This is a genomic window from Streptomyces sp. NPDC051987 (genome assembly GCF_040680735.1).
Taxonomy (GTDB): Bacteria; Actinomycetota; Actinomycetes; order Streptomycetales; family Streptomycetaceae; genus Streptomyces.
The window spans coordinates 1-12,252 of record NZ_JBFAXI010000037.1; the positions used below are offsets into that span (position 1 = coordinate 1).

The window sequence follows — 12,252 nt, forward strand, 5'->3', positions numbered from 1 at the left end:
TGGCGTTGACTTTTGGCACGCTGTTGAGTTCTCAAGGAACGGTCGCTTCCTTTGTACTCACCCTCTCGGGCTTTCCTCCGGGCTTCCCTTCGGTGTTTCCAACCTTACCAGATCCGTTTTCCGTTCCGTTTCCGGTCGGAATTCATTTCCGGTGGCCGTTGGAGGGCCGTCGCCTTCTCGATTGCCTTTCGGCTCTCTTTCAGCGATTCCGACTTTATCAGAAGTTCCTGACCGGTCTGACCGGCCACTCATTTCTGAGTAAAGCGGGGGTGGCTTCGATGTTCGGAGAGGACTCTCCGTTGTGAAGCAGATCGATTCTAACGATCGGCCCTGAACCTGTCCAGTTCTAGGCAACTGTTTGAATCTACCTCCCCCTCCGAGCCGTGTCAACAGGTCTTCCGGGGCGAAGAGGAGACTAGCAGCTCACGGGAGGTCTCCGCACATCAGGCGGCCGTGGGGACAGACGCGCTGCGCTCGGTCTCCCCGAGGTCACCCGTCTCGCCGGCCCGAGCGGCACGGCCGCCCACGAGGAAGACGTAGGCCAGGAAGGCCAGCTCAGCCACTACTCCGATGCCTATGCGGGCCCAGGTCGGCAGGCCCGACGGGGTGACGAAGCCTTCGATCGCGCCGGAGACGAACAGGACGAGGGCCAGGCCGATCGCCATGCCCACGGCGGCGCGTCCCTCTTCCGCCAGGGCCGTGCGGCGGCTGCGCGGGCCGGGATCTATGAGCGTCCAGCCGAGGCGGAGTCCGGTGCCGGCGGCCACGAAAACCGCGGTGAGCTCCAGCAGTCCATGGGGGAGGACCAGGCCCAGGAAGGTGTCGAGGCGGCCGGCCGAGGACATCAGGCCGAAGCCGACGCCGAGGTTGAGCATGTTCTCGAAGAGGATCCAGAGGACCGGAAGACCGAGGAAGACGCCCAGGACCAGGCACATCGCGGCGGCCCTGGCGTTGTTCGTCCACACCTGGGCCGCGAAGGACGCCGCGGGGTGGCTGGAATAGTAGGTCTCGTACTCGCCACCCGGGCGTGTCAGCTCGCGGAGCTGGCTGGGTGCCGCGATGGTCGACTGCACGTCCGGGTGGGTGCCTATCCACCAGCCCAGGACGATCGCCAGCGCGGTGGAGACGAGGGCGGTGGGGACCCACCAGTGCCGGGACCGGTAGACCGCGGCCGGGAATCCCTGGCCCAGGAAGCGGGCGACATCGCGCCAGGAGGCGCGGCGGGTGCCTGTCACGGCACTGCGCGCGCGGGCCACCAGCTGGCTGAGGCGTCCGGTGAGCTGGGGATCGGGAGCGCTGGACTGGATCAGTGAGAGGTGGGTGGCGGTGCGCTGGTAGAGCGCGACGAGTTCGTCGGCCTCGGCTCCGCTGAGGCGCCGCTGGCGGCGCAGGAGTGTGTCCAGACGATCCCACTCGGCTCGGTGTGCGGAGACGAAGACGTCGAGGTCCATCGGGTCTGCCTGCTCCTCGGCTGGTCGTCGACTGTCTGTCGTGGCTCTGTCGCAGCGATGTCGCAGCTGTCAGCTTGTCGTACTGCGGCGCGATGCGCCCTCAGCTTGGCAGACTTGCGCGGGACAGGGCAGACCAGGGAAGGCGGCGGGCGTGAGTGAGCTGGTGACGGGTGAGGCGGTGGCGCTCGAACTGCGTCCCGCGAGGCTGCCCAGCAGGGCACTCGCCGTGCTGCTCGACCTGATCGTGACCTTCACCGTGTACATCGCTGTGTCGCTGGGCCTGGCGGCGGCCACGGCCTCGCTCGACGACGCCGCGCAGCTCGCCCTCGCGATCGCGGCCTTTCTGCTGGTGCTGGTCGGGGCGCCGATCGCGGTGGAGACACTGAGCCATGGACGCTCGCTCGGGAAGCTGGCGTGCGGGCTGCGGGTCGTGCGGGACGACGGCGGGCCCATCCGGTTCCGGCACGCGCTGGTGCGGGGCGCGCTCGGCGTGGTCGAGATCCTGATGACCTTCGGGGTCGTCGCCTGTGTCGCCTCGCTGTTCTCGGCGCGTGGGCGGCGGCTGGGGGACGTGTTCGCGGGGACCCTGGTGGTACGGGAGCGGGTGCCCGCGGGGCAGACCGGTTTCGTTCCGCCGCCTCCGCCCTGGCTGGCGGGGCGTTTCGCCGGTCTCGACCTCTCAGCCGTTCCGGACGGGCTGTGGCTCGCGGTCCGGCAGTACCTGACGCGGATGCAGCAGCTCGATCCGCAGGTGTCGTGGGCGATGTCCGTACAGCTGGCGGGCGACGTCGCGACCCGGACGGGGACCCCGGCGCCGCCTGACATTCCGCCGGCGGCCTATCTGGCGGCAGTGGTACAGGAGCGACAGGCTCGCGAGGCCCGGAGGGCGTTCGCCGACCGTGCCGCACCCTCCCCCACCCCCCTCGGCGCCTACGCGCCCCCGGTGTCCGGCGCGGCCCCTGCTCCCACGTCCTTCGCCACTCCCACTTCCACGTCCTTCGCCGCGCCCACTCATGTGCAGCAGCCGCAGGCAGTGCCCGTGGCTCCGCCTGCGGCATCGGCCGAGCGGCCCGCCACCGGGTTCGTGCCGCCGGCCTAGGCGCGGGCGGGCCGGCCGGACCGCCGGGCCGTCGGGTGGCGGTTCAGTCGTCGGGATCGGTGAAGACCGTCGGCGGCGACCTCAGGTCCTCCAGCTCGACTCCAGGAGCCGCCAGGACCACGTCGCCGGCGAGGTGCACGCTGTGCTGTTCGCCGGTGTCCAGGGCTGTGACCTGGTATTCGTCCACGGTCAGCGGGCCGTTGTCAGTGGCGTGTGTTTCTCTTCTCAGCAAGGCCCAGGACTGGTCCACGGTCCGCGGGGCGAGGACCGGGTCCGTGAAGGCCACGAGGCGTACGCGGGTCGCGGCGGCGGAAGGGGTGAGGCGCAGGAGACGGGCGGTGGCGACCAGGAACGCGGGTGACGTGCCGGTGAAGGCGTGGGCGCGCGCATTGCCTTCGGTGGCATGAGTGCCGGTGGGGTCCGTGCGGACCCAGGTGACGCCGTCCAGGGCGGCGCCGCGCACCTGCCAGCTCCCGGCATGGAGTTCGAGGCGGAGGGGGCGGCCGAGGTCGTCGAGGGTGAGATCGACCGAGCCGCCGTGGTCACCGGAGGAGGTGGTCACCTGGGAGACGTAACGCCAGCCGGAGGGGCCGGGGGCGCATTGGAAGAGTTCTTCGCCGAGGGGGGTGTGATCGTGCGGATCGTGGAGCGAATAGCGGCCGCGGGGCATGGGGGTCCTGGGGCTTGAACGGGGTGGGAGTCCGGTGCCGGTCCGGCCGTTCGGCCGGGTAGGTGGCCGGCGGACCAAAGGGGCAGGCCCCCGGCACGGGGGTGCGGGGGCCTGCCTCGGTGGACCGGAGGACCTGTCACCGGGAGAGCGCGTCCGTGCACGGGCGTGCTTCCCGGTGGGCGGGGCCGGGACTCAGTAGCGGTAGTGGTCCGACTTGTACGGTCCCTCGACCTTCACGCCGATGTACGCGGCCTGCTCGGGGCGCAGCGTCGTGAGCTTCACGCCGAGCGAGTCCAGGTGCAGGCGGGCGACCTTCTCGTCGAGGTGCTTGGGCAGCGTGTAGACGCCGACCGGGTACTCGTCGGGCTTGGTGAACAGCTCGATCTGGGCCAGGGTCTGGTCCGCGAACGAGTTGGACATCACGAACGAGGGGTGGCCGGTGGCGTTGCCCAGGTTCAGCAGGCGGCCCTCGGAGAGGACGATGATCACCTTGCCGTCGGGGAAGGTCCAGGTGTGGACCTGCGGCTTGACCTCGTCCTTGACGATGCCGGGGACCTTGGCGAGACCGGCCATGTCGATCTCGTTGTCGAAGTGGCCGATGTTGCCGACGATGGCCTGGTGCTTCATCTTGGCCATGTCCGAGGCCATGATGATGTCCTTGTTGCCGGTCGTGGTGACGAAGATGTCGGCCTTGTCGATGACCTCGTCGAGGGTCGTGACCTGGTAGCCGTCCATCGCGGCCTGCAGGGCGCAGATCGGGTCGATCTCGGTGACGATCACGCGGGCGCCCTGGCCGCGCAGGGACTCCGCGCAGCCCTTGCCCACGTCGCCGTAGCCGCAGACGACCGCGGTCTTGCCACCGATGAGGACGTCGGTGGCGCGGTTGATGCCGTCGATCAGGGAGTGGCGGCAGCCGTACTTGTTGTCGAACTTCGACTTGGTGACGGCGTCGTTGACGTTGATCGCCGGGAAGAGGAGGACGCCGTCGCGCTGCATCTCGTAGAGACGGTGGACGCCGGTGGTGGTCTCCTCCGTCACGCCGCGGATCTCGGAGGCCAGCTGGGTCCACTTCTGCGAGCCGTCCGTGATGGTGCGGTGCAGGAGTTCGAGGATGACGCGGTGCTCGTCGGACTCGGCGGTGTCGACCGAGGGGACCTTGCCGTCCTTCTCGTACTCGACGCCCTTGTGGACGAGGAGGGTGGCGTCACCGCCGTCGTCGAGGATCATGTTGGGGCCGCCGGTGGGGCTGTCCGGCCAGGTCAGCGCCTGCTCGGTGCACCACCAGTACTCCTCCAGGGTCTCGCCCTTCCACGCGAAGACCGGGATGCCCTGCGGGTTGTCGGGCGTGCCGTTCGGGCCGACGGCGATGGCGGCGGCCGCGTGGTCCTGGGTGGAGAAGATGTTGCAGGACGCCCAGCGGACCTGCGCGCCCAGGGCGACCAGGGTCTCGATCAGGACGGCGGTCTGCACGGTCATGTGCAGGGAGCCGGTGACGCGGGCGCCGGCCAGCGGCTGGGTCTCGGCGTACTCCTTGCGGATCGCCATCAGGCCGGGCATCTCGTGCTCGGCGAGGGTGATCTCCTTGCGGCCGAACTCGGCCAGGGAGAGGTCGGCGACCTTGAAGTCCTGTCGGTTGTCGACAGTCGTCATTGCGAGCTGCTCCTCGGGGTTGGGTCGAGGGTGGGTACGGCTGGTCTGCGCGGCGGCGGACACAGGGGTGCCCGAGAAGAGGACACAGGCATGCCCACACGTACGCGCAGCGCAGTCCGTCGGAGGCCCTCTCTCCCTCGGTCGGTCCGTGTGGGACCGCCCGACCGCCATCAGCAGCGACGTCTGGCTTCGTCCCAAGCTACACCGGAGGAGCGGGCCGCCCCCAGTCCGCCTCCGAACGGATCACGCCGTTCGAGGGCGGTGGGAGCGGTCGGTGACGGGGCGGTGTGCGGGGAGTCGGGCGGGATCAGTGGCCGGCGGGGTGGGGGGTGGGGCCGCCGGGGGTGGCTTCCGGGTCGGGGCCCTTGGCGGCCTCCGCCTCGCTGTAGATGTCCGGTTCCAGGTAGATCACGCGGGCGATGGGGACCGCGGCGCGGATCCGGGCCTCTGCGGCGTTGATGGCCCTGGCGACCTCGGCGGCCGTGTCGTCGTGCTGGACGGCGATCTTGGCGGCGATGAGGAGTTCCTCGGGGCCGAGGTGGAGCGTGCGCATGTGGATGATGCCGGTGACCGTGTCGCCGTCGACGATCGCTGCCTCGATCTTCCGGACCTCCTCGACGCCCGCGGCCTCGCCGAGCAGGAGCGACTTGGTCTCGGCGGCGAGGACGAGGGCGATCGAGACGAGCAGGACACCGATGCAGACCGTGCCGATGCCGTCCCAGACGCCGTCGCCGGTGAGCAGGGCGAGGCCGACGCCGCCGAGGGCGAGGGCGAGGCCGATCAGCGCGCCGAAGTCCTCAAGGAGGACGACGGGCAGTTCGGGGGCCTTGGCGCGGCGGATGAACTGCGACCAGGACAGCTTGCCGCGCAGTTCGTTGGACTCCTTGATGGCCGTCCTGAAGGAGAACCCCTCGGCGATGATCGCGAAGAGGAGGACGCCCACCGGCCAGTACCAGTGCTCCACCTGGTGGGGGTGGCTGATCTTCTCGTAGCCCTCGTAGATGGCGAACATGCCGCCGACCGAGAAGAGCACGATGGAGACGAGGAAGGCGTAGATGTACCGCTCGCGGCCGTAGCCGAAGGGGTGCTGGGGGGTCGCCTCGCGCTGGGCCTTCTTGCCGCCGATGAGCAGCAGGAACTGGTTGCCGGAGTCGGCGAGCGAGTGGACGCCCTCGGCGAGCATCGACGAGGAGCCGCTGAACGCGAACGCCACGAACTTCGATGCCGCGATCGCGAGGTTCGCGCCGAGTGCCGCCACGATCGCCCTGGTGCCGCCTGACGCGCTCATGTGTTCGCGTTGTCCCTTCTCGTTCTCACCGGTACTCGCTTTGCCCGTGCTTTGCCGGTGGGTCATTCTTGCAGCCCGGTCCGGGAGCGACTCGTCAGGTATCCACACCCCCGGTAGGACAATCAGACTTGACCGGACTCCGCGAGAAGTACCGACCCCTCAGGCGATCATCAGACGATCACTGTGGCGCGGAACACCGTGCCCGCGCCCGACACCTCGGCCTTCTCGGCGGCCGGGACGAACACCGAGCGGCCCGGGGTCAGGTCGTACTCGCCGACGCGGACCGTGCCGGCCGTGCAGAGCAGGATCTGCGGGGTCGGCAGGGCCAGGTCATGGGCGCCGGCACCGTCGGGCAGCACGTACCGGGAGAGCCGGAACTCGTCGATGGGCGTCTCGTAGACCTCCTCGCCGTCCGGGGCCGCCTCGGGACGCAGCACGCCCGCGTCGCCTGCCTCGAAGCGGACGACGCGCAGGAGTTCGGGGACGTCGACGTGCTTGGGCGTCAGGCCGCAGCGCAGCACGTTGTCGGAGTTGGCCATGATCTCGACGCCCAGGCCGCTGAGGTAGGCGTGCGGGATGCCGGCTCCCAGGAAGAGTGCCTCGCCGGGCTGCAGGCGGACGTGGTTGAGGAGCATGGCGGCGATCACGCCGGGGTCGCCGGGGTAGTGGTGGGCGATGTCGGCGTAGGGCGCGTAGTCGCCACCGAGGCGGCGGCAGGCGGCCGTTGCCTCCGCCACCGTGCGGGCCATCTCCTCGCGGTCGGCGCTGAGGATCGCGGTGAGGACCTCGCGCAGGGCGGCGTCCTCGGGGTGGGCGCGCAGCGCGTCGACGTACGGCTTGAGGGAGTCCACGCCGAGGCCGTCGAGGAGTTCGGCCGACTCCTCCGGTGCGCGGAAGCCGCACAGGCCGTCGAACTCGGTGAGCGCGCAGATCAGTTCGGGCTTGTGGTTGGCGTCCTTGTAGTTGCGGTGCGGGGCGTCGACCGGGATACCGCGCCGCTCCTCGTCCTCGTAACCCTCCCTGGCCTGTTCGAGGTCGGGGTGCACCTGGAGGGAGAGCGGGGCGCCCGCGGCGAGGATCTTGAGCAGGAAGGGCAGCCGCGGGCCGAACCTTGCCACGGCCTCCTCGCCCAGTGCGGCCTTCGGGTCCGCGTCGATCACCTCGACGAGCGTGCCGCGCGCGGTGCGCGACGGGGCGCCCGGGTGCGCGCCCATCCACATCTCCGCCTGCGGCTCGCCGCTCGGCTCGACCCCGAGCAGCTTCGGGATGGCGGTCGGGGAACCCCAGGCGTAGGGGCGGACGGTGTTGTCGAGGAGATCCATGACTTCTCTCTACGGGTTCTCTCTGCGGGCGGGGCCGATCGGGGGCAGGCACACGGGGCACGCCGGGGCACGCCCGCGGTGCGTCGAACACGTCGAACACGTCGAACACGTCGAACGCGCCGTACGACGCTGTGCGACGGTGCACTGCGCCTGTGTGCACCGGGTGTTCCGCCACCGGTTCGCCCGCGGGACGGCCCTCAGGTCGTGCCTCGTGCGGCGGGTCCGGTGCCGGTGTCCACCTCAGGCCCTCGAAGCGAGCGCCAGGTAAACGGCGGCGAAATCCGTGACGGCGATCAGTTCCGCCAGGGTCTCCAGCTCGCCGCCCGCCTCGGGCTCCAGCTCGCTGATCGGGGTGTCGTGGCTGAGGGCGAGGTCGCGGGCGGCGGGGGCGGCGGTGAGGCCGCCGATGGGGCGGTCGCGGAGCAGCACCACGCGCGCGTGCAGCGCGGGCGGCTCCTCCACGCGGTCGCGGAAGAAGTCGTCCGGGTCGGCGCTGGCGGCGAGCGGGCCGGCGAGCAGGGCGGCGTGGGCCGCCAGGGCCTCGGGCAGTTCCGCGACCAGGGCGGGGCGGCCGGCCAGTTCGGCGAGGGCGGCGGCGAAGCGGCGGCCGGCCGGACCCGCCGAGTCGCCCTCCGTCCAGACCACCGGGAGCGCGTCGGCGAGTTCGGCGGCGAGTGTCTTGGCCGGATTGCTGTACGTCACGATGGCCGGGCCGCAGCGCTCGGCGATGTGGTCGAGGCGGTCGGCGACCTTCTCCAGGGCGTCCGGCGGGGCGGTGAGCAGCCCGATGCGGTCGAGGAGCGCGAGCAGCGGGGTGAGCAGCGCCCACAGGACGCCCGGGGAGGAACCGGCGAGCGGCTCGCCGTGGTCGTACGGGGCCGTCGCCATCGGCATGAACAAGCCGTGGGCGCCGGCCACCGCCTCGGCGAGCGGAGTGCCGGCGGGGGCCACCGCGGCCACGGAGCAGCCGCGCCGGTAGGCCTGGTCGGCGAGGAGGGAGAGGCTGGGCTCGGTGCCGTCCGGGGTGGCGATCAGCAGCAGGTCGACGGAGCCGGCCCAGCCGGGGAGCTCCCAGCGCAGGGCACCGGCGGCCGGGGCGACGCCGGTGGGGGCCAGGCGGGTGACGGGGCTGCCGGGGCCGGCCAGCGTGCCGAGGAGGTCGGCGGCGTGGGTGGCGGCGACGCCGGGGCCCGCGATCAGGACGGCGCGCGGGCGGCCGTCGGGCTTCAGCTCCTGGACACCGGCCTCGGTGGCGTACCGGGCGGCCGTACGGACGCGGGCGCCGGCCTCGGCCGCACCGCGCAGCAGACCTCGGCGGTCGGCCTGGGCGAGGGCCTCCGAGGTGTCGAGCAGCGATTCGTCGAGCATGGAGCGGCCTCCGGGTGCCGGGGTCCTGTCCTGATCCTGACCTGGTCTTGGTTCGGGGCGCCGTGGTGGCGGTTACGCCGGTCGGCGGGCCTCGTCGACGAGGAGGACGGGGATGCCGTCGCGGACGGGGTACGCCAGGCCGCAGTCCTGGCCGGTGCAGATCAGCTCCGCGTCCTGCTCCTTGAGGGGGGCGTGGCAGGCCGGGCAGGCGAGGATCTCCAGGAGGCCGGCTTCGAGCGGCATGGGGGTTCCCTTCGAGGTGGAATGTTCGCGTGCGGTCAGGTTACCGCCGGTGGGGTGGGTTGGGCTGGCCGCCGGCGCGTGGTGACCGTCCGCCGGGGTGACCGCCCAGGGGGCTCCGTCCCCTGGCCCCCCCGAGACCTTCGCCCGCCCACCACCCGACTCGGTCGGTCGAAAGGCGAGGGCGGGCAGGGCGGCAGGGTCGGCCAGGGCGGCAGGGTCACGCTCTGATGATCGCCAGTACCTCGTCCCGGATCTTCGTCATCGTCGCCTCGTCCCTCGCCTCCGCGTTGAGGCGCAGGAGGGGTTCCGTGTTGGAGGGGCGGACGTTGAACCACCAGTCGGCGGCGGTGACGGTGAGGCCGTCGAGGTCGTCGAGGGTGACGTCGCCGCGGTCGCCGTAGGCCGCGCGGATCGCGGTGAGGCTGGCCTGCTGGTCGGTGACGGTGGAGTTGATCTCGCCGGAGCCGGTGTAGCGGTCGTACTGGGCGACGAGGGAGGAGAGGGGGGCGGGCTGGCCGCCGAGGGCCGCGAGGACGTGCAGGGCGGCCAGCATGCCCGTGTCGGCGTTCCAGAAGTCCTTGAAGTAGTAGTGGGCCGAGTGCTCACCGCCGAAGATCGCGCCGGACCTGGCCATCTCGGCCTTGATGAAGGAGTGGCCGACGCGGGTGCGGACGGGGGTGCCGCCGTTCTCGCGGACGACCTCGGGGACGGTCCAGGACGTGATCAGGTTGTGGATGACGGTGCCCTTGCCGCCGTTCCTCGCCAGCTCGCGCGCGGCGACGAGGGCGGTGATCGCCGACGGGGAGACCGGGTCGCCGTTCTCGTCCACGACGAAGCAGCGGTCCGCGTCGCCGTCGAAGGCCAGGCCGAGGTCGGCGGACTCGGCGCGCACGCGCTGCTGGAGGTCCACGAGGTTGGCGGGGTCGAGCGGGTTGGCCTCGTGGTTCGGGAAGGTGCCGTCCAGCTCGAAGTACATCGGGACCAGGGTCAGCGGCAGGCCCTCGAAGACCGTGGGGACCGTGTGGCCGCCCATGCCGTTGCCCGCGTCGACCACGACCTTCAGCGGGCGGATGGAGGTCAGGTCCACAAGCGAGCGCAGGTGGGCCGCGTAGTCCGACAACGTCTCGCGGGCGGTGAGGGTTCCGGGTGCGGCGGCCGGCGCGGGGGCGCCCTCCCGCGACCAGCGCTCGGCCAGCTCCCTGATCTCCGCCAGGCCGGTGTCCTGGCCCACCGGCGCCGCTCCCGCGCGGCACATCTTGATGCCGTTGTACTGCGCCGGGTTGTGCGAGGCCGTGAACATCGCGCCGGGCAGGCCGAGGGCGCCCGAGGCGTAGTACAGCTGGTCGGTCGAGCACAGGCCGATCTCGGTGACGTCGACGCCCCGGGCCGCCGCGCCGCGCGCGAAGGCGCGGGACAGACCGGGCGAGGAGGGCCGCATGTCGTGGCCGACGACGATCGCTGCGGCGCCGGTCACCTGGACGAACGCGGCGCCGAACAGCTCGGCGAGGGCCTCGTCCCACTGGTCCGGGACCACTCCGCGTACGTCGTACGCCTTCACGATCTGCGACAGATCCGCAACAGCCACAAGCCAACCCTCCTGGAGTCCTCACGGTCGCCCCAAACTACCTGTCCCGGGTGCGGGTCGGACGCGGGAGCCCCCGGCGGACGGTCCGGCCGGCTCCTGGCTCTGATCTGCGGCGATCCGGTCGGGTCGACGGCGGTCGGCGGGAGACGAGGGCCGGGCGGTCGTGGGCCGTTCCCGGCCCGCCGCCGCCGGTGGCCGCAACTGCCCTGCACACGCGGTTCTTTCAGGGATTCCCGCGCGTGGGCGGGCAGGACGGCTGCCCGGTGACGGTCGGGCAGGGCGGGGGGATTTCCTCCGACCGGTTCGCCCTCCGGGTTGACGGACGTCCGCACGCGCGGGTGCGGACCCGTGCAGGAACGATTCGCCGGTCGATGGGACACCGCTCGACGGGACGTCGGCTGACCGTCGCGCCGTCAGTTGTCGGGTGAGCGCAGTACCCGCAGGTGGCCGCGGCGGGCGACCTCCATCGGATCCGCGCCGCGGCCGCCGCCCGCTTCGGCCGCCCGCTCCCGGGGGCGAGCCGCCTCGCGCACCGCGTTGGCCAGCGCTTCCAGGTCGTCCCCGCTGGGCCGCGCGGGGGCGGAGCCGTCGAGGAGCCGGACGACCTCCCAGCCGCGCGGGGCGGTGAGGCGCTCGGAGTGCTCGGCGCACAGGTCATAGCAGTGGGGTTCGGCGTAAGTGGCGAGCGGGCCGAGGACCGCGGTCGAGTCGGCGTAGACGTACGTCAGCGTCGCGACGGCGGGTCGGCCGCAGGCGGTTCGCGAACAGCGACGTACAGGGCTCACGACGTTGGACGGTACCGCACTCTTGAGCGGGCCGCGACGACTCTCCCCCAGGTCACTCCACCGTGTCGTACTGTGAAACGCCCCACACGCCCTCTCGGACCCGCCTCGTTGACCTGCGTGGAAGACGCTGCCGGAGGTCATGGCCGACATCGCATCCGGTCACGGGTCAGTACAAACACCGTCAATTGCCTTGAGCTCGCCGGTCTTGTGGAGATACGGAAACGAGCCCAACCTTGGCTGGAATGGTCAACCTGCGACATGCCGGGCCAGGCCGCGTCGGTGCGTGCGACGGCGCGGCCGGAGCCCGCGAGGACTACGCTTCACCAGTGATGGACAACCGTGTACCGCCCCGTGCCGCCGGCTCCGGGCCTCGTCGACGCGATCGCCACGGTCGGGGCATGCGCGGACCGATCGCGCCACCCCAGGTGCCGCTGGCCGCGAGCCGCGCCGACGTGTTCGCGGACCTGGTGCAGGACTCCGTGGAGCGCCTGGAGCGCCGCTGGCCCCAGCTCGCGGACATCGATTTCCTGGTCCTTGAGGTGCCCCGGCTCCAGGACCGGCACGCGGAGACCTGGAGCGACGAGGCGGTACCGCTCGGCGGCGTCATTCCCGCACGCGAGGGCCGCCCGGCGCGGGTGGTCGTCTACCGGCGGCCGGTCGAGATCCGCACCAAGGGGCGCGACGAGCGGGCCGCGCTGGTGCACGAGGTCGTGGTGGAGCAGGTCGCCGAGCTGCTCGGCCTCACTCCGGAGACGGTCGATCCCCGCTACGGCGAGGACTGAGCCCCCGGC

The 12,252-nt window shown here is 71.5% G+C and carries 12 protein-coding genes; 3 read left to right on the forward strand and 9 right to left on the reverse strand.

Annotated features, from left to right (window positions below; genetic code table 11):
• Positions 1–305 (forward strand): hypothetical protein (locus AB0M11_RS20980; protein WP_365707559.1); only part of this gene is annotated, 305 nt, incomplete at its 5' end.
• Positions 306–443: 138 nt separating this feature from the next.
• On the opposite strand, the gene AB0M11_RS20985 is transcribed toward AB0M11_RS20980, so the two are convergent.
• Positions 444–1,451 (reverse strand): stage II sporulation protein M, encoded by a 1,008-nt coding sequence (locus AB0M11_RS20985; RefSeq protein ID WP_365707561.1) that lies wholly within the window; start codon positions 1,449–1,451, stop codon positions 444–446.
• A 151-nt stretch (positions 1,452–1,602) separates the two neighbouring features.
• Between AB0M11_RS20985 and AB0M11_RS20990 the strand changes: the two genes are divergently transcribed.
• On the forward strand, positions 1,603–2,550 hold the full coding sequence (locus AB0M11_RS20990) for an RDD family protein (RefSeq protein ID WP_365707563.1): 948 nt from the start codon (positions 1,603–1,605) through the stop codon (positions 2,548–2,550).
• Between the two features lie 43 nt (positions 2,551–2,593).
• On the opposite strand, the gene AB0M11_RS20995 is transcribed toward AB0M11_RS20990, so the two are convergent.
• The 8 genes from AB0M11_RS20995 to AB0M11_RS21030 form a co-directional block, all read right to left on the reverse strand.
• On the reverse strand, positions 2,594–3,220 hold the full coding sequence (locus tag AB0M11_RS20995; RefSeq protein ID WP_365707565.1) for a hypothetical protein: 627 nt from the start codon (positions 3,218–3,220) through the stop codon (positions 2,594–2,596).
• Positions 3,221–3,412: 192 nt separating this feature from the next.
• Positions 3,413–4,870, reverse strand: a complete 1,458-nt coding sequence (gene ahcY, locus AB0M11_RS21000) for an adenosylhomocysteinase (RefSeq protein ID WP_365707567.1) — start codon at positions 4,868–4,870, stop codon at positions 3,413–3,415.
• A 307-nt stretch (positions 4,871–5,177) separates the two neighbouring features.
• Complete coding sequence (locus AB0M11_RS21005) at positions 5,178–6,158, reverse strand: cation diffusion facilitator family transporter (RefSeq protein ID WP_365707569.1); 981 nt, start codon at positions 6,156–6,158, stop codon at positions 5,178–5,180.
• Between the two features lie 170 nt (positions 6,159–6,328).
• The gene (manA, locus tag AB0M11_RS21010; protein WP_365707571.1) at positions 6,329–7,480 is read right to left on the reverse strand and encodes a mannose-6-phosphate isomerase, class I; all 1,152 of its coding nucleotides are present in this window, start codon (positions 7,478–7,480) and stop codon (positions 6,329–6,331) included.
• 240 nt (positions 7,481–7,720) lie between these two features.
• Positions 7,721–8,848: an SIS domain-containing protein gene (locus AB0M11_RS21015; RefSeq protein ID WP_365707573.1), complete on the reverse strand. Its 1,128-nt coding sequence runs from the start codon at positions 8,846–8,848 to the stop codon at positions 7,721–7,723.
• 72 nt (positions 8,849–8,920) lie between these two features.
• Positions 8,921–9,091 (reverse strand): Trm112 family protein, encoded by a 171-nt coding sequence (locus AB0M11_RS21020; protein ID WP_020940431.1) that lies wholly within the window; start codon positions 9,089–9,091, stop codon positions 8,921–8,923.
• Positions 9,092–9,308: 217 nt separating this feature from the next.
• Entirely contained in the window at positions 9,309–10,676 is a 1,368-nt protein-coding gene (locus AB0M11_RS21025) for a phosphomannomutase/phosphoglucomutase (protein WP_365707575.1), read from the reverse strand.
• A gap of 413 nt (positions 10,677–11,089) precedes the next feature.
• The gene (locus AB0M11_RS21030) at positions 11,090–11,512 is read right to left on the reverse strand and encodes a DUF3499 domain-containing protein (protein WP_365707684.1); all 423 of its coding nucleotides are present in this window, start codon (positions 11,510–11,512) and stop codon (positions 11,090–11,092) included.
• Positions 11,513–11,790: 278 nt separating this feature from the next.
• Between AB0M11_RS21030 and AB0M11_RS21035 the strand changes: the two genes are divergently transcribed.
• A complete protein-coding gene (locus AB0M11_RS21035; RefSeq protein ID WP_365707686.1) occupies positions 11,791–12,243 on the forward strand; it encodes a metallopeptidase family protein in 453 nt (150 codons plus the stop codon).
• The last annotated feature ends 9 nt before the right edge of the window (positions 12,244–12,252 follow it).

What these genes read in the sequence shown, in the direction of transcription:
- AB0M11_RS20985 (WP_365707561.1), bottom strand. Translation starts at nt 1,451, where the DNA reads ATGGACCTCGACGTCTTCGTCTCCGCACACCGAGCCGAGTGGGATCGT.
- AB0M11_RS20995 (WP_365707565.1), bottom strand. Translation starts at nt 3,220, where the DNA reads ATGCCCCGCGGCCGCTATTCGCTCCACGATCCGCACGATCACACCCCC.
- ahcY (WP_365707567.1), bottom strand. Translation starts at nt 4,870, where the DNA reads ATGACGACTGTCGACAACCGACAGGACTTCAAGGTCGCCGACCTCTCC.
- AB0M11_RS21005 (WP_365707569.1), bottom strand. Translation starts at nt 6,158, where the DNA reads ATGAGCGCGTCAGGCGGCACCAGGGCGATCGTGGCGGCACTCGGCGCG.
- manA (WP_365707571.1), bottom strand. Translation starts at nt 7,480, where the DNA reads ATGGATCTCCTCGACAACACCGTCCGCCCCTACGCCTGGGGTTCCCCG.
- AB0M11_RS21015 (WP_365707573.1), bottom strand. Translation starts at nt 8,848, where the DNA reads ATGCTCGACGAATCGCTGCTCGACACCTCGGAGGCCCTCGCCCAGGCC.
- AB0M11_RS21020 (WP_020940431.1), bottom strand. Translation starts at nt 9,091, where the DNA reads ATGCCGCTCGAAGCCGGCCTCCTGGAGATCCTCGCCTGCCCGGCCTGC.
- AB0M11_RS21035 (WP_365707686.1), top strand. Translation starts at nt 11,791, where the DNA reads ATGGACAACCGTGTACCGCCCCGTGCCGCCGGCTCCGGGCCTCGTCGA.